General features: G+C 67.8%; 15 protein-coding genes. 7 read left to right on the top strand and 8 right to left on the bottom strand.

All coding sequences use genetic code 11. From position 1 onward, the window contains the following. Nucleotides 1-100: 100 nt before the first annotated feature. On the bottom strand, nucleotides 101-535 hold the full coding sequence (locus ACYVII_RS15445) for a sigma-70 family RNA polymerase sigma factor family protein (RefSeq protein WP_460536685.1): 435 nt from the start codon (nucleotides 533-535) through the stop codon (nucleotides 101-103). 131 nt (nucleotides 536-666) lie between these two features. On the opposite strand from ACYVII_RS15445, the gene ACYVII_RS15440 reads away from it, so the two are divergent. From ACYVII_RS15440 to ACYVII_RS15430, 3 genes are all read left to right on the top strand, one after another. After that, entirely contained in the window at nucleotides 667-1,458 is a 792-nt protein-coding gene (locus tag ACYVII_RS15440) for a class I SAM-dependent methyltransferase (RefSeq protein ID WP_460536683.1), read from the top strand. Nucleotides 1,459-1,501: 43 nt separating this feature from the next. Further along, entirely contained in the window at nucleotides 1,502-1,942 is a 441-nt protein-coding gene (locus ACYVII_RS15435) for a hydrolase (protein ID WP_460536681.1), read from the top strand. A 132-nt stretch (nucleotides 1,943-2,074) separates the two neighbouring features. Further along, nucleotides 2,075-4,231 carry an ATP-dependent Clp protease ATP-binding subunit gene (locus ACYVII_RS15430; protein ID WP_460536678.1) on the top strand — a complete coding sequence of 719 codons (2,157 nt, stop codon included), beginning with the start codon at nucleotides 2,075-2,077 and terminating at the stop codon, nucleotides 4,229-4,231. A gap of 151 nt (nucleotides 4,232-4,382) precedes the next feature. Here ACYVII_RS15430 and ACYVII_RS15425 read toward each other — a convergent pair whose 3' ends face one another. Beyond that, the gene (locus tag ACYVII_RS15425) at nucleotides 4,383-4,874 is read right to left on the bottom strand and encodes a GNAT family N-acetyltransferase (protein ID WP_460536676.1); all 492 of its coding nucleotides are present in this window, start codon (nucleotides 4,872-4,874) and stop codon (nucleotides 4,383-4,385) included. Further along, complete coding sequence (locus tag ACYVII_RS15420) at nucleotides 4,871-5,299, bottom strand: hypothetical protein (protein ID WP_460536674.1); 429 nt, start codon at nucleotides 5,297-5,299, stop codon at nucleotides 4,871-4,873. Before ACYVII_RS15420 ends, ACYVII_RS15425 begins: the two co-directional genes overlap by 4 nt. Before the next feature lie 606 nt (nucleotides 5,300-5,905). On the opposite strand from ACYVII_RS15420, the gene ACYVII_RS15415 reads away from it, so the two are divergent. Next, nucleotides 5,906-6,397: an FBP domain-containing protein gene (locus ACYVII_RS15415; RefSeq protein ID WP_460536672.1), complete on the top strand. Its 492-nt coding sequence runs from the start codon at nucleotides 5,906-5,908 to the stop codon at nucleotides 6,395-6,397. A gap of 126 nt (nucleotides 6,398-6,523) precedes the next feature. Here ACYVII_RS15415 and ACYVII_RS15410 read toward each other — a convergent pair whose 3' ends face one another. Then, entirely contained in the window at nucleotides 6,524-7,114 is a 591-nt protein-coding gene (locus ACYVII_RS15410) for a nitroreductase family protein (RefSeq protein WP_460536670.1), read from the bottom strand. Nucleotides 7,115-7,471: 357 nt separating this feature from the next. After that, a complete protein-coding gene (locus tag ACYVII_RS15405; protein WP_460536668.1) occupies nucleotides 7,472-8,974 on the bottom strand; it encodes an MFS transporter in 1,503 nt (500 codons plus the stop codon). A 270-nt stretch (nucleotides 8,975-9,244) separates the two neighbouring features. On the opposite strand from ACYVII_RS15405, the gene ACYVII_RS15400 reads away from it, so the two are divergent. Next, entirely contained in the window at nucleotides 9,245-9,820 is a 576-nt protein-coding gene (locus ACYVII_RS15400; protein WP_460536666.1) for a TetR/AcrR family transcriptional regulator, read from the top strand. Nucleotides 9,821-9,949: 129 nt separating this feature from the next. On the opposite strand, the gene ACYVII_RS15395 is transcribed toward ACYVII_RS15400, so the two are convergent. The 3 genes from ACYVII_RS15395 to ACYVII_RS15385 all read right to left on the bottom strand — a co-directional run bounded on the left by ACYVII_RS15395 (nucleotide 9,950) and on the right by ACYVII_RS15385 (nucleotide 14,215). After that, entirely contained in the window at nucleotides 9,950-11,332 is a 1,383-nt protein-coding gene (locus ACYVII_RS15395; protein WP_460536664.1) for a serine dehydratase alpha family protein, read from the bottom strand. Between the two features lie 205 nt (nucleotides 11,333-11,537). Next, nucleotides 11,538-13,004 (bottom strand): purine-cytosine permease family protein, encoded by a 1,467-nt coding sequence (locus ACYVII_RS15390; RefSeq protein WP_460536661.1) that lies wholly within the window; start codon nucleotides 13,002-13,004, stop codon nucleotides 11,538-11,540. A 125-nt stretch (nucleotides 13,005-13,129) separates the two neighbouring features. After that, nucleotides 13,130-14,215: a threonine aldolase family protein gene (locus ACYVII_RS15385; protein WP_460536659.1), complete on the bottom strand. Its 1,086-nt coding sequence runs from the start codon at nucleotides 14,213-14,215 to the stop codon at nucleotides 13,130-13,132. Between the two features lie 65 nt (nucleotides 14,216-14,280). Here ACYVII_RS15385 and ACYVII_RS15380 point away from each other — a divergent pair, with 65 nt between their 5' ends. Then, entirely contained in the window at nucleotides 14,281-15,189 is a 909-nt protein-coding gene (locus tag ACYVII_RS15380; protein WP_460536657.1) for an SPFH domain-containing protein, read from the top strand. A 73-nt stretch (nucleotides 15,190-15,262) separates the two neighbouring features. Next, a complete protein-coding gene (locus tag ACYVII_RS15375) occupies nucleotides 15,263-15,460 on the top strand; it encodes a type II toxin-antitoxin system antitoxin (RefSeq protein WP_460536655.1) in 198 nt (65 codons plus the stop codon). Nucleotides 15,461-15,586 lie beyond the last annotated feature (126 nt).

Raw genomic sequence — 15,586 nt, 5'->3', positions numbered from 1 at the left:
GTGCGCGCCAGGAGAACCAGTGAGCGACATAATGCCTGAGTGAGAGCACCTGACCTGGGACGACTTCGGCGCCGCGACGTGAGCTCGGCTGCGTGCCGCTCTACACGTGGTTCCAGTGCCGCAGTTTCGCCGGGCGCAGCCTGATCCACAGCACGACCGCGCACTGAGCGATGAAGTCGACCGTCATGACGGCGATCGGCTCGCCGTCCCGCTGAAGGATCAGTCCGGGCTGGTCGTTGACGGGCCTCTCGAGGACGACGAGCCCAGGCCGGGCCGCAAGGCCCCGCATCAGCACCGTCGCCGCATCGTCGACACCTCGCACGATATGCGCGTGCGGATGCTCGTCGTCGCCTGCATCGACCACGACGGCGACGTTCGGCGCCAGCAACGATGCGACGCGTGCGCCGTCGCCGCGCTCCGCGGCCAGGTGCAGATCGTGCACCGCCCGGTGGCTCGGCGACTCGACGATCGAGCGCCACGCGGCTTTCCAGGACCCAGCCCGGTCTGTCGTGGTGCGCAGCGCCCTTTGCGTCATCGCGTTCACCCTTCCAGCATGCGCTCGTCCCCCCGTCATGACCCAGCGGATGCTCAAGTTCCGGAAAGCTGCAGAGGTTCCGCGGCCTGCGGTCCGGCGGATTCACGTCCGTTGGGTGCGAGGATTGAGCCGTGTCGGAGACGTATCGTGCGCGCTCGTCCGACGGGAGCGCAGGGGATGCGGACTACGGACGCATCGGATCGAAGTACAGCTTGTTTCGCGTCCCTGATCCCCGGATCGCTAGGTTCGTCCTGGATGCGCTGGGCGATGCCGAGACCGTTCTCAATGCCGGCGCGGGTGCTGGCGGCTACGAACCAGTCGATCGCGACGTGACCGCGGTGGAACCATCCGCAAGCATGCGCGCTCAGCGGCCCGCGCGCCTCTCGGCCGCCATCGATGCGACAGCCGAGAATCTTCCGTTCCCAGACAACTCGTTCGATGCTGCGATGACGACTTTATCCGTGCACCAGTGGCGGGATCTTGCGGCCGGCCTGCGTGAGATGAGGCGGGTCACGGGTGGTCCAGTGGTGGTGCTCACGTGCGACCCCGGCCTGCTGCACCGGTTCTGGCTCACCGAGTACGCACCAGCGGTGATCGCCACCGAACACCAGAGGTACCCAGCGATCGCTACCCTGCGGACCGGCCTCGGCGGGACGGCGGCAGTCCAGCCGGTACCGATCCCATTGGACTGCACAGACGGCTTCAACGAGGCCTACTACGGCCGACCCGAAAAGCTCCTCATTCCGGAGGCCAGACAGTCTTGTTCGGCGTGGAGCTTCATCGACGGCAGCCTGGCCCACTCCTACACGGACCACCTCGCCGCAGATCTGAGAACCGGCGCGTGGGACGCGAAACACGGCGCGCTGAGGCAGGAGCCGTCGTACAACGGTTCCCTCGTGATCGTCCGCGCGGCGCCCCGCTAGAGGGCGCCCTCCCCGGGTCGGGCGCGTGTGTTGGAATCGTCGGGTGGAAGCGCGGGATCTCGACCAGTGGCTTCGGCCGACTGGCGGCTGGCCCTCCTGGGCGACGTCCGCGCCGTACCGCTACGAAGCGCATCCGCAAGCATCCGCGTTGGATGAGATGGATGCCGGAGCAAACTGCCAGCGGTACGCGTACGCCGTCTTGGAGCTCTTCGATCGCCGCGTACCCCCACACCGTTCCAGCCAGCTCTGGGAAGACGAGAGCCTTTCACACCCCGAACGCAACGATGCCCAGGACCTTGATCTGGTGCTGTTCAACGACACGCACAGCGCCTGGGGCGCACATGTCGCGATCGTCGCCGGCGCTCGGCTCCTCCACCTTTGCGCGGAAGAGGGCGGGCCCGCGCTCTGGTCTTGGAACGACTTCGCGACCAGAGCCCGCTACAAGCACATGGTCGGCCTCGTGCGAGTGGCCAATAGTGAATAGGAATATCTCTCGATTCAGCAAAGTTGAGCCATATAGACTCAAGTTTGTACGGGCATCCGCTCGGCGCAGAATCGTGCTCAGACGACTCGATGCGACTTGACGGATGCCGCGCCACCATAAAGGGAGAAGTAGATGGCGAACATGCAGGGCGCGCCCTCCAGCCAGGAGGAGCAGAAGAGCGCGCTCGAACAGTACGGAGTGGACCTCACCGCGCTGGCCAAGGCGGGCAAGCTCGACCCGGTGATCGGTCGCGACTCCGAGATCCGTCGCGTCAGCCAGGTGCTGACCAGACGTACCAAGAACAACCCGGTGCTGATCGGCGAGCCCGGCGTCGGCAAAACGGCGGTGGTCGAGGGCCTTGCCCAGCGCATCGTCGCGGGCGACGTCGCCGAGTCGTTGAAGAACAAGCGCCTCGTCTCGCTCGACATCTCCGCTCTCGTGGCCGGCGCCATGTACCGCGGCCAGTTCGAAGAGCGGCTGAAGAGCGTGCTCAAGGAGATCGACGAGTCGAACGGCGAGGTCATCACGTTCGTCGACGAGCTTCACCTGCTCATGGGCGCAGGCGGCGGCGAGGGGTCGGTGGCGGCGTCCAACATGCTCAAGCCCATGCTCGCGCGTGGCGAGTTGCGCCTGATCGGTGCGACGACCCTCGACGAGTACCGCGAGTACATCGAGAAGGATGCCGCACTCGAGCGCCGCTTCCAGCAGGTGTACGTGGGTGAGCCGAGCGTCGAAGACACGGTCGCCATTCTGCGCGGGTTGAAGGGTCGCTATGAGGCTCACCACGGCGTGACCATCTCGGATGCCGCGCTGGTCGCTGCGGCCGCTCTCTCGAACCGCTACATCACGGCGCGACAGCTGCCAGACAAGGCGATCGACCTCATCGACGAGGCGATGAGCCGCCTCAAGATGGAGATCGACTCCTCTCCGGTGGAGATCGACCAGCTCAAGCGCCAGGTGGACCGCATGAAGCTTGAGGAGCTGGCGCTCAAGAAGGAGAAGGACGAGGCATCCAAGGAGCGTCTCGCGAAGCTGCGCGAAGACCTCGTGGAGCACGAGCGCGAGCTCGCCCAGCTCGAGGAGCGCTGGGAGCGCGAGCGCATGGGGCTCAACCGCGTCGGAGAGCTCAAGAAGAAGCTCGACGAGGCCATCACCCAGCGCGATCTGGCGTTGCGCGAGGCGAACTACGCGAAGGCGTCCAAGCTCGAGTACGAGACCATCAAGCAGCTGCAGCGCGACCTCGACGAGGCCGAGAAGGCGGAGAGCGCGCCGGATGAGCCGCGCATGGTGAACGAGCAGGTCACCGAAGAAGACATCGCGGCGGTGATCGCGGCGTGGACGGGCATCCCGGTCGGGCGCCTCATGCAGGGCGAGACCGAGAAGCTGCTGAACCTGGAGAGCGAGCTCGGCCGCCGCCTCATCGGCCAGAAGCGTGCCGTGCACGCGGTCGCGGATGCCGTGCGCCGCTCCCGCGCCGGAATCAGCGACCCGAACCGGCCGACCGGTTCGTTCCTGTTCCTCGGGCCCACCGGCGTGGGCAAGACCGAGCTGGCGAAGGCGCTCGCCGAGTTCTTGTTCGACGACGAGCACGCCATGGTGCGCATCGACATGAGCGAGTACGGCGAGAAGCACACCGTTTCCCGTCTCGTCGGCGCCCCTCCCGGCTATGTCGGTTACGAGCAGGGCGGGCAGCTGACCGAGGCGGTGCGCCGTCGCCCGTACAGCGTCATCCTGCTCGACGAGGTCGAGAAGGCGCACCCGGAGGTGTTCGACATCCTCTTGCAGGTGCTCGACGACGGACGCCTGACAGACGGTCAAGGCCGCACGGTCGACTTCCGCAACACCATCCTCATCCTCACCTCGAACCTGGGTTCCGCGATCCTGATCGACCCGACGCTGTCGTGGCACGAGAAGGAGGAGCAGGTGCAGGCGCTGGTGCGGCAGGCGTTCAAGCCCGAGTTCGTGAACCGGCTCGACGACATCGTCGTGTTCTCCGCGCTCAGCGAGGAGGAGCTCGGCGAGATCGTGTCGCTCTACATCGACCGGCTGCAGGCGCGCCTGCACGAGCGGCGGCTCGAGCTCGGCGTGACTCCGGATGCCCGTGCCTGGCTCTCCGAGCGCGGCTACGATCCGATCTACGGGGCGCGTCCGTTGCGTCGCCTGATGCAGCACGAGATCGACGACCGCCTCGCGACGGCACTGCTGGAGGGACGCGTGCGCGACGGCAGCACGGTGCTCGTCGACCTCGCTGCCGACGGCGAGCACCTCGAGGTTTCGCCGGTCGACTAGCCGGGCTCGGTGTCCCAGCCGCGGAGTCGCGAGGCTGCACGCCCGCCCCGACACGATGGGTAATACCCGCTGTCTCGGGGGTCCTGTGCAGTTTCGCGACGAGCCTGGGCTGTCTCGTGAGACGGCCGTGTGCGAACTGGACCGATACGCCCTACGCGGCGACGACGGCGCGCGTCGGCTCCACCAGGAGCCGACCGCCGCGGCCGGTCACGCTGAAGCCCACCCGTTCGAGAAAGCCGCGGCAGTCCGCACTGGCGGAGTCCGCGCGGAGCCAGATCGGGCATCCGTGCTCCTCGGCGATGTGGGCGAGGCGCCGCATGGCCAGTGTGCCGATGCCCTGCCCCCGGTGCTCGAGGAGTACGCCGAGCTGAATGAGCTGGACGCCTCCATCGCGCATCACGGTCAGCATGCGTCCGCAGAGCCGGGCCTGGTACTCGATGGCGACGTCGACGGCATCCGGGAACTCCGCACTGAAACGCACCCGCTCCTCGACGTATTGCATGCTGGCGAGTGCCGCCCGCGTCGCCGCATCGACGGAGAGCGTTGCAATCTCGGAGGTGTGCACCTGCTGGAAGAGCCTGAAAAGCGCCGGGCCGTCGGTGGCGATCGCGGGACGGTAGCGCAGGTCGTCGGCGGCGATCACGGGCGTCGGCCGGTGATGCTCGACGAGCGACGACGAGCCGCGCGACGCGAACGTGCGGATCCCGCGATGAAGAGCTGGGCATCCGGAACCGCGCACGACGTGATCTCGGTGAGGCGATAGACGCCGGCGGGTGGCGGCGTCGAAGACGCCGTGAACATCAGGCCGAAGCGGGTTTCGGTGTGCGCCGAACCGCTGGTCAGTTCCTCAACGGATGCGAGGGTGAGATCGTAGCTGCCGTACTCGCTGGCCGCCTCGAAGTGGTGGCCGACGGCATCCGCATACAGCTCGCGCGCCGGAACGGATGCCTGCGCAACCGCCGGCACGACGCTCGTCGCCATCGCGACACCCGCGTACTGCGGCGCACCGGCCAGTATGACCGTGCGCCGGGTCACCGAGCGACCACTCCCCGCATTCCGTTTCGCCATGTCCACGCTCCCCCAGCGTCAATCGACAAAGTCTGGGCGACACCTTATTCCCGCGGCCGGGGGCGACGGAAGAGTGGAGCGAGCACTTCGTAAGAGTTTTTCGACGGATGTCGGCGTGTCGCGTCGCCGACCTTCGCGAGGCGGCGCTACGTGCCTGGACGCGGTCGCAGCGCCGCGTGCGTCCTCCGGCCTGGCTCTGCCGCGTGAGCTTTCGAAATTGCGGTCCCGGGATGCCGCTAACCGCTGAACTAGCGACACCTTCGGCCCGCAATTTCACGGAGAGCCGCACCAACGCGACTTGCGGTCCCGGGATGCCGCTACTCGCTCAGGTAACGACACTTTGGGCCCGCAACTCTTGGGGCGGGGGTGTCGGTGGCCGGCGGGTAGAGTGGCCGGATGCATTCCCTGGATTTCGTGGCGCCCGCCGGGCGTGAGGAGGTCGCCGGCGTCCGCGCCGGCGGCAGATAACGACCTGCGCCGACCGGATGCCTTACTCCGGCCGCGCGCTTAGGTACATGCGGTGCACGGCGCCGCCCGAGCGGTCAAACCGCCACTCTTCAACGAATCCCGGCCGCACGGCCGACCACGAATCCGACAGGAATACCCATGCTTCCCGTGACCGAGCGGGAGATCCGCGCGTGCTTCGTCAACGCCACTCTCCGCGAACGCAACAATCTCACCCTGCCCGCCGATTTCGCCGACCTGGACTGGGACGCCATCGACTACCTCGGCTGGCGTGACCGCAAGTACGACGGCCTCGCCTACGTCGTCGTGCGACTCGAAGACGCACCCGTAGGCATCCTCCTGAAGCGAGCGGATGCCCGCAGCCGTCGCAAGTCCCAGTGCTCCTGGTGCGAGGATGTGCACCTGCCGAACGACGTGGTGTTCTACGGCGCCAAGCGTGCGGGCAAGGCCGGACGCAACGGCGACACCGTGGGCACCCTCGTCTGCGAGAACTTCGAGTGCTCGGCGAACGTGCGCCGCAGGCATCCGGCTCCGTATCAGGGATACGACGTCGAGGCCGCGCGGGCGGAGCGCATCGAGTCGCTGCGCGAGCACGTCGCCGCGTTCGCGGAGCGGGTGCTCGGCGGGGAGTGAGCTTCCCGCCGCTCGACCGGCCGGCTCGACATCATTCAGGTCGCAGTTTCTGTCGGAAAGGCGCCTTCATACCGACGAAAACTGCGACCTGAATGTGGTCGTTGCAGCTCCTGTCGTCACCCGCCTTTACGCGTTGACGAGCAGCAACTCATCCAGCGGCAGCCGCGTACGGGGTGCGCGCTCACGCTCGCGGGTGTTCTCCGGAAGGTCGTCGACGTCGCCCAGAACTCCGACGGCCGTCACGCTGACGAGGTCGAAGCGCTCGTCGACCTCGAACGCCTCGCGCAGCTCGCCGGCGGCGAATCCGCCCATCTGGTGCACGTGCAGCCCGTCGGCGTGCGCCTGCACGCTGAAGTGCGCCAGCGACTGGCCGAGGTCGTACTGAGCCCAGCGAAGAGGCTGGCCGTCCTCCGTCGCGCGAGCGGCCAGTCCGACGACGAGCGCCCCCGCGTTGACCGCCCAGAACTGGTTGAAGCCCATCAGATTGGCGACGATGCTGTCGAACGCCGGCGTGCCTCGCCGGGCCACGATGAATCGCCACGGTTGGGTGTTGGCCGCGGAGGGTGACCAGCGGGCGGCCTCGAGGGCGGCGGTCAGCTTGGTCTCGTCGATCGGCTCGCTGGCGTCGAACGCTCGAGGGCTGAAGCGCTCGGTGAGCACGGGATGGATCGGGGTGCTGGTCTCGGCGATGCGGTCGGACGCAAGTGTCAGTGACACGGGTCTCCTCGAGGAACGTGAGGCTTTCCGAGCGCGCGGATACACCGCTCGCGTTCAGCCTCTGACGAAAAGGGAACACGGCGACGCTGCCTGCGCTCTATGCAAACACATACGCCGCAGGTGTATTCCCGCCTCGGGGTACCGATCGTCACACGGGGCTTGTGCCCGCTACCCGCCGTACGCGAGCGCTACAACGATCGGCACCCGCTACACGAAATTGCTGTAGCGGATGCCGATCTGTATAGCGGTTCCGACTGGCGAGCCGGAGGCCCTGGTCGTCAGTGTTCGCGCTGCGCGCTCGGCTGACTCCGTCGCCTCGGTCAAGCGAGCAGACTCGCTCGACTCTCGGCTCGGTCGTCAGTGCGGAGCGACCGCCGGCGCATCCTCGTCGGACGACTCCTGCCGCACCCGGCTGCCCCAGAGGGCGAAGAGCACGAACGCGATGAGCACGAACACCGCGCCTCCGAGTACGGCCGCCGCCACGCCACCCGCCTCGCCGCTCATCGCCGTGACCGAGACGAACACGGTGGTGAGTGCTGCGACGCCGATCGATCCGCCGAGCTGCTGCATCGCCTGCAGCACGCTGGATGCCGCACTCACGTGCTCCTCCGGCGCCCGGTCCATCACGACCGCGGTGATCGGCGCGAACGTCATACCGGCGCCGACGCCCATCACGAGGATCGGACCGAGGATGCCCGTGAGGAACGAATCGTGGGAGTCCAGGGTGCTGAGCCAGAGCAGGCCGGCTGCGAGCATCCCGAGCCCGATGGCGCCGACGATCCACTCGCCGATGCGCGGGAGGAATCGCGGAACCAGCTGGCTCACCGTGACGAGCGTCACGACGAACGGCAGCAGCGACAGGCCGGTGGCGAGCGGGCTGAAGCGCAGCACCTGCTGGGTGAACAGCGTGATGAAGTAGAAGAACGCGAACATGCCGGCCGGCACGAGCAGCATCGCCACCAGCGGGGCCACGTTGCGCGGCCCGCGGAACAGCTGCAGCGGCACGACGGGGCTGTGGTGCCTGCGCTCGATCAGCAGCAGCGCGAGCAGCGACACCAGCGCCACGCCGAATGCGATGAGGGCGACCGGGTCGGTCCAGCCCGCGCTGGCGGCGGTCGTGAACCCGTAGATCAGCGCGACCATGCCGAGCGTCGAAGCGACCGCGCCGCCCACGTCGAGGCGGGCGCGTTCGCGATCCGTCTCGCGCAGGAACAGCAGTGCGCCGACGACGATGAGGATGCCCACCGGCACGTTCACGAACATCACCCACTCCCAGCCGAACCCGGTGGTGAGCACGCCGCCGAGGATGAGCCCGATGGCGCCGCCGCTGCCGGAGGCGAGAACGAAGAGCGACAGCGCGCGGTTGCGCTGCTTTCCCGGCGTGGTGCTGGCCATGATCAGCACGAGCGTGCTCGGTGCCGCGATCGCCGCACCGATTCCCTGCACCACTCGAGCGGCAACCAGGATCTCGGCGGTCGGGGCGAGGCCGCCGGCGGCGGACGCGATGATGAACACGAGCGTGCCGATGATGAGTGCTCGCTTCGCTCCGATCATCGAGCCGACCTTGCCGCTGAGCAGCATGAGGCCGGCGAACGCGAGCGCGTAGGCGGTGACCACCCACGACAGGCCGACGGGAGTGAACCCAAGCGCTTTCTGGATGTCGGGCAGCGCCACGTTCACGATGCTCGCGTCGACCACGAGCATGAGCTGCGTGACGAACACGACCACCAGGCCGAGGGTGCGGAACCGGGAGGTGCGGGCATCCGCTCGGGATGCCATGTCGGTGGTGTTGGAGACGGATCCCGTGCGTTCGGGCAACCGGATGCCGTCGGTGGGTGGAACGAGTGCAGTGTCGGCCATGTCTGGCGCGTCCTCTGTTCTGTCGGTGGGGGTTCTGTCGGTGGGGCTCTGTCGGTGGACTGCCGAAACCCCGAGGTTGAGGTAAGGCACTCAATCCGCGGTCGCCGAGGTATCGTGGGTATCCGGAGGAGCTCTCCTGTTAGTGAATATCACGATACGGAGACTGTCTCCGCTTTGTCAACGAACCGCTGTTCGTCGTCGGCGAACAGCACGAGGAGCCGGTCGCCTGCCGCGATCCGGCCCAGGACGAGAACGTCAGGAGCACGACAGATGGGCACCGCCACCGCCGCAGCGCCGCGGCCGTTGAGGGCCGATGCGCAGCGGAACTACGACCGCATCGTAGAGGTCGCCAGTGACGCTTTCGCCGAACGCGGGGTGCTCACCTCGCTCGACGACATCGCATGCCGAGCGGGTGTCGGCCCCGGAACGCTGTACAGGCACTTCCCCACCCGCGACGGGCTCATCGCCGCGGCCCTAGGCGACAGCCTCGACCGGCTGGAGGCGCTGGCGGAGCGGCTGAAGGCATCCGACGATCCGGGTGCGGCCCTCGACGAATGGATGCTCGCACTCGCGAATCACCTGCGCACCTACGACAACCTGCCGGAGTCGATCGCGGAGTCGTTCCGCACCGACGACTCGCCGTTGCGGAACTCGTGCCGGCCGCTGACCGACACGACCTCGGTGCTGGTCGCACGCGCGAAGAACGCGGGCGCCATCCGCGACGACATCGAGCCGCGCGACCTGTTCGCGCTCGTCTCCTCGGTGGCGTGGGCGTCGCAGCGTCGCGGCGACACGGATGCCGGCCTGAAGCGGATGCTCGGGCTCGCGACCTCGGGGATCCGCTGAGGGTTCAGCACGTGGCCCCCTCCGGCATCCGCTGAGGGTTCAGCACGTGGCCCCTCGATCACGCGGACGTGACCGCGCACTGCGGCTCCGCAGGTCGTAGGTGGCGGCTGCTCGAGTCGCGCAGCGCCCTCAGCACTCGATGACGTTCACCGCGAGGCCCGCGGCGCTGGTCTCCTTGTAGCGATCGCTCATGTCGGCGCCGGTCTGGCGCATGGTCTCGACGGCGACGTCGAGGGGCACCAGGTGGCGACCGTCGCCGTGCAGCGCGAGGCGCGCGGCCGACACCGCGGTGGATGCCGCGATCGCGTTGCGCTCGATGCACGGGATCTGCACGAGTCCGCCGACGGGGTCGCACGTGAGACCGAGGTGGTGCTCGACCGCGATCTCCGCCGCGTTCTCCACCTGGTCGGGGGTGCCGCCGAGCACGGCGCAGAGCCCGGCCGCTGCCATCGCGCACGCGGAGCCGACCTCGGCCTGGCATCCGCCCTCCGCGCCCGAGATGGATGCGTTCGCCTTCAGGATCGAACCGATCGCGGCGGCCGTCAGGAGGTAGCGGTGGGCGTCGGCATCCGTTGCGCGCGGGTTGAACCGCAGGTGGTACTCGAGCACGGCGGGCACGATGCCTGCCGCGCCGTTCGTCGGCGCGGTGACGACGCGGCCGCCCGCCGCGTTCTCTTCGTTGACGGCGAGGGCGAAGGCGCGCATCCATTCCGCGGCGAAGTCGGGTGCGTCGGGCGGCATGGTCTCGAGTTGTTCGCGCATCGCTTCGGCGCGGCGGGGTACGTGCAGGCCGCCGGGCAGTTCGCCATCGGAGTGCAGGCCGCGCTCGACGCAGTCGTGCATCGCGTCTCGGATGGCGTCGAGTCCCGCGACCAGTTCAGCCTCGCTGCGCCGCTCCAGCTCGATACGGTATGCGACGTCGCAGACGCCGAGCCCGTTCTCCTTGCACAGGGCGAGCAGTTCTGCGGCCATCGAGAACGGCCACTCGGTCCGCTGTCCGGTGCCCTCGGGCTCTGACTCCACCCCGCGCTCCGCGATGAAGCCACCGCCGATCGAGAAGAACGTGCGCTCGACGACCGACGTACGCGAACCGGCCGCGTATGCACGCAGGGTGAGCGCGTTCGGATGCTCGGGCATCCGGGTGCGCGGCTCGAATGTGAGGTCGGATGCCTGGAACGGCACCTCGTGCGAGTGCCCGTCCCCCGTGCCGAGCGTGAGCACGCCGAGCTCCGATGCTCGCGCCCACGCGCCGTGCACCGCGGCCGGGTCGCACGTCTCGGAGCGCTCACCGGCAAGGCCCGCCACCACCGCATCCGGAGTTCCATGGCCGACGCCGGTCGCCGCGAGCGACCCGTACAACGTGCACTCCACGCGGGTCACATGCGGAAGGATGCCGGCCTCGGCCAGCTCCGCCACGAAGCGTCCGGCGGCACGCATCGGGCCCACCGTGTGCGAACTGGACGGCCCGATCCCGATCGAGAACAGGTCGAGCGCCGACACGTACACGGACATACCGCCAGTGTGCATCCTGCGCCGTGCGGTATCCGTCGCCGCCGTCCAGCATGCCGGACGTCGGCTACGGGGCTCGACGGGCGAGCACGGTACGGACGGTCGAGCACGGAACGGACGAGCGAGCACCGTGCGGACGCCCAGCGCGTGGTGGTTCGTCCGTTCCGTGCTCGCTCGTCTGTTCGGTGGTCTGGTGTGGTGTCCGTCGCTACGGCAGCTCGTGCACCGCCGACGCCTCCTCGATCTCGATGGCCTGCCGGCGCGCCAGCTCGCGCTCACCGGCCACGTCGACGCGTCGCGTGAAGAGCCAGTACGCGACGGCGGCCACCGGAAGGCCGATGAAGAGGGAGATGTCCACCCCTCCGAGTGCGTGCGAGACCGGCCCGGCGTACACGCCCGCGACGTTGAAGAACGGGATCATCGCGACGAACCCGAGCACGTAGGCGCCGATGCCGGCCCAGCCCCAGCGTTTGTAGATGCCGTTCGGCTTGAAGATCTCGGCGATCGCGTAGTGCCCGCGCCGCACGATGAAGAAGTCCGTGAGGTTGACGGCCGTCCACGGAATGAACAGGTACAGGATCAGCAGCAGGAAAGCGTTGAAGTTCCCCAGGAAGTCCGCGGTGGCGAACAGCGCGAAGCCCAGCGAGAGTGCCGCGGTGATGCCGAGGGTGATCATCCGGATGGCCAGCGTCGGCTTCACCTTCACGAAGCTGTCGATCGACGAGATGAGCGTGAGCGACCCGCCGTACATGTTCAGCGCCGTCACCGAGATGAGCCCAAGGCCGAACACGATCAGCGCGATGATCCCGAAGCCGGGGAACAGGGCATCCGCCACCTTCTTGAGGTCGACCACGGTGTTCGTGCCGATGTCCTTGGCCGAGACGGCGATGTAGGAGCCGAGGAACATCATCCACATACCGCCCAGCGCGCTGCCCCAGAACGTGACGTTGAACGTGCTGCTCGTCTTCGTGTCCGCCGGCAGATACCGCGAGTAATCGGAGACGTAGATGGCCCATGAGATCTGGTATCCGGCCGCGACACCGAGCTGGCCGAAGAACGCCACGGGGTTGAAGGCGCCGAGGTTGAACTCGGATGCCGGAATGTGCAGGTGGATGATCGCCGAGATCGACACGAGCGCCAGCACGACGATCGTGAGGTAGGTGAGGTAGCGCTCGAACGAGTGGATGAAGTCGTATCCCACGAGCGCGATCACGACGGCGACGATGGTGACCACCCAGATCCAGAGCGGGTTGGATGCCTGACTCGGGCTGATCGCACCGCCGAGCGCCTCACCGCCCAGCACCGAGTTGAAGATGTTGAAGCCCGCGTACTGGATGTAGGCGAACAGCCACACGAGAAGGGCGCCGATGTATCCGAACTGCGGCCGGGACTGGATCATCTGCGGCAGGCCGAGCTGCGGACCCTGCGAGGAGTGCGCCGCCATGAAGAACGTGCCGATGCAGATACCGACCGCGATGGCGATGAACGACCAGATGAGGTTGCCGCCCGAGGTGATGCTGATCAGGCCCGTGGCGAGCGTGGCGATCTGCGCGTTGCACATGAACCAGAGCGGCCCGATGTGCGACACCTTGCCGTGTCGCTCCGCCTGGGGAACGTAGTCGATCGAACGCACCTCGAGTCCGGTGCGGCGGGTGGTTGTCTCGGTTGCAGACATGGGTCGCCTTCGGGTCGCGCGCGCCCGCGTCGTCGCGAGCGTCACAAGAACCGGATGCTAAGACCGCGACTCAGGTTCGTGCCAGGCTTTAATCGCGAACCTGTCAGCCTTCGCAGGCGGGATGCTCAACCGGCGGCGGCGCTCGCGGTCAGCGCTTCCACGATCGCAGCGACGAAGTCGTCGATGTCGTCCTCAGTGGTGTCCCATGAGCACATCCAGCGCACCTCGCCGCGCGAAGCGTCCCAATCGTAGAAGCGGTGCTGCTCACGGATGTGTTCGGCGGCATCGTGCGGAAGCGTCGCGAACACGCCGTTCGACTCGGTCGCCTGGGTGAAACCGAGGCCCGGAGCGCGGCCGGACGCCACGGCATCCTCCAACTCGGACCGCAACCGGCTGGCCATCGCGTTCGAGTGCCGCGCACTCCGCAACCAGAGCCCGTCGCTCAGCAGGGCGATGAGCTGCGCGGAGATGAACCTCATCTTCGATGCGAGCTGCATGTCGAGTTTGCGCAGGTAGGTCATGCCCTGCGAGGCATCAGGGTTCAGCACCACGACGGCCTCACCGAAGAGCAGGCCGTTCTTGGTGCCGCCGAAGCTGAGCACGTCGACGCCGGCATCGCTCGTGAAGGCGCGCAGCGGCGCATCCAGGTGGGCGGCGGCGTTGGCGACACGGGCGCCGTCCATGTGCACGCGCATCCCGAGCGAGTGCGCGTGGTCGGCGATGGCGCGCACCTCCTCGACGGTGTAGCAGGTGCCGAGTTCCGTGGTCTGCGTGATCGACACGGCCAGTGGCTGTGCGCGGTGCTCGTCCCCCCAGCCCCACGCCTGCTTGTCGATCAGCTCGGGTGTGAGCTTGCCGTCCGGGGTCTCGACCGTGAGCAGCTTCAGCCCGCCGACCCGCTCCGGGGCGCCGTTCTCGTCGGTGTTGATGTGGGCCGTTGCGGATGCCACCACCGCTCCCCAGCGCGGCAGCATCGACTGCAGCGCGGTCACGTTCGCCCCGGTGCCGTTGAACACCGGATACACCTCGACGCCCTCGCCGAACTGCTGCGCGAACACCTCGTGCAGGCGGTCCGTGTAGGCATCCGCCCCGTAAGAGATCTGGTGACCGCTGTTCGCAGCGACGATCGCGTCGATGATCTCCTGATGCGCGCCGGCATAGTTGTCGGAGGCGAACGCGCGGGAGTCGGGGTCGTGCAGTCGAAGTGTCATGATGCATCCATCTTCGCGGATGCCCGACACGCCCCGAAATCGCGATATCACTTTACGATGGGTGCATGGATACTGCTCCGCAGCGGCCCGACGCGGCGCCGTTCGCGTACTCGGGCGCCCGAGTCGACATCGACGAGCGGCCCGCGCGGGTGATCAGCGGCGCGTACGGGATCGCGGCGATCGCCGTTCTCGTGGTGATCGCGATCATCGCGATCATGCAGGGCCAAGCGCGGTTCGTCATCCTTCCGATCCTCGCGATCGCGGTCGTGCTCGGCTCACTGGTGATCGTGCAGCCGGGCGAGGCGCGGGTGATCCAGCGGTTCGGCCGCTACGTCGGAACGGTTCGCCGCCCCGGCCTCTCCTGGGTGCTGCCGTTGACCACCCGGCGCAAGATGAGCGTGCGCATCCGCAACTTCGAGACGAAGCGCCTCCGAGTGAACGACGCGGAGGGCAACCCGGTGGAGATCGCCGCGATCGTCGTCTGGCAGGTGACCGATACGGCCAAGGCCGTCTACGCGGTGGATGACTACCTCGACTTCGTCGCAGTGCAAGCCGAGTCGGCGGTGCGGCAGATCGCGAACGCCTATCCGTACGACGCCGCCGGCGAGGATCGCATCTCGCTCCGTGACTCCACCGACGTGGTGGCGAGCGAGCTCTCGCACGAGGTCACGATGCGGGTGGCGCTCGCCGGAATCGAGATCGTCGAGGTGCGGATCAGCCACCTCGCCTACGCGCCGGAGATCGCGCAGGCGATGCTGCGCCGCCAGCAGGCCGCGGCCGTCGTGCAGGCGCGTTCGCGCATTGTGGAGGGCGCGGTCGGCATGGTCGAGATGGCCCTCGATCGCCTGAATGACAGCGACTACGTCACGCTCGACGACGAGCGCAGGGCCGCGATGGTCAGCAACCTGATGGTGGTGCTGTGCAGCGACCAGCCGGCCTCCCCCATCGTCAACGCAGGAACGCTGTACTCGTGATGGATGCCACTCTTCGCCAGGTCAATGCCTCGGGCGCCGGCTCGGCCTCCCGCGCAGATCGCGGGTGATCACGATGAGCGTGGAGCGCAAGAACGTGCTGCTGCGGCTCGACCCGGCGGTGCACGACGCGATCGCGCGGTGGGCATCCGGTGAGCTGCGCAGCGTGAACGCGCAGATCGAGATCCTGCTCCGGGATGCCCTCAAGCAAGCGGGCAGGCTGCCCAAGGAGGTCGCTCCGCTGCCCAAGCGCGGCCGGCCGCCCCGGAGCTGACCGCGCACTCTCGGTGGCACGAACCCGCACGCTCGGGAGGAGGAACCCGCACTCTCGGGAGGGGGAACCCGCACCCTCGGGAGGAATCCTGAGGGGATTCGAGGGATACGCGCGACCCTAAAGTGA

Source organism: Humibacter ginsengiterrae, assembly GCF_054780115.1.
This window is presented reverse-complemented; position numbering and strand designations above follow the sequence as displayed.

Coding starts and splice junctions, on each gene's coding strand:
- ACYVII_RS15375 (WP_460536655.1), top strand. CDS start 15,263: ATGAGCGTGGAGCGCAAGAACGTGCTGCTGCGGCTCGACCCGGCGGTG.
- ACYVII_RS15405 (WP_460536668.1), bottom strand. CDS start 8,974: ATGGCCGACACTGCACTCGTTCCACCCACCGACGGCATCCGGTTGCCC.
- ACYVII_RS15430 (WP_460536678.1), top strand. CDS start 2,075: ATGGCGAACATGCAGGGCGCGCCCTCCAGCCAGGAGGAGCAGAAGAGC.
- ACYVII_RS15420 (WP_460536674.1), bottom strand. CDS start 5,299: ATGGCGAAACGGAATGCGGGGAGTGGTCGCTCGGTGACCCGGCGCACG.
- ACYVII_RS15400 (WP_460536666.1), top strand. CDS start 9,245: ATGGGCACCGCCACCGCCGCAGCGCCGCGGCCGTTGAGGGCCGATGCG.
- ACYVII_RS15415 (WP_460536672.1), top strand. CDS start 5,906: ATGCTTCCCGTGACCGAGCGGGAGATCCGCGCGTGCTTCGTCAACGCC.
- ACYVII_RS15445 (WP_460536685.1), bottom strand. CDS start 535: ATGACGCAAAGGGCGCTGCGCACCACGACAGACCGGGCTGGGTCCTGG.
- ACYVII_RS15385 (WP_460536659.1), bottom strand. CDS start 14,215: ATGACACTTCGACTGCACGACCCCGACTCCCGCGCGTTCGCCTCCGAC.
- ACYVII_RS15390 (WP_460536661.1), bottom strand. CDS start 13,004: ATGTCTGCAACCGAGACAACCACCCGCCGCACCGGACTCGAGGTGCGT.
- ACYVII_RS15380 (WP_460536657.1), top strand. CDS start 14,281: ATGGATACTGCTCCGCAGCGGCCCGACGCGGCGCCGTTCGCGTACTCG.
- ACYVII_RS15395 (WP_460536664.1), bottom strand. CDS start 11,332: ATGTCCGTGTACGTGTCGGCGCTCGACCTGTTCTCGATCGGGATCGGG.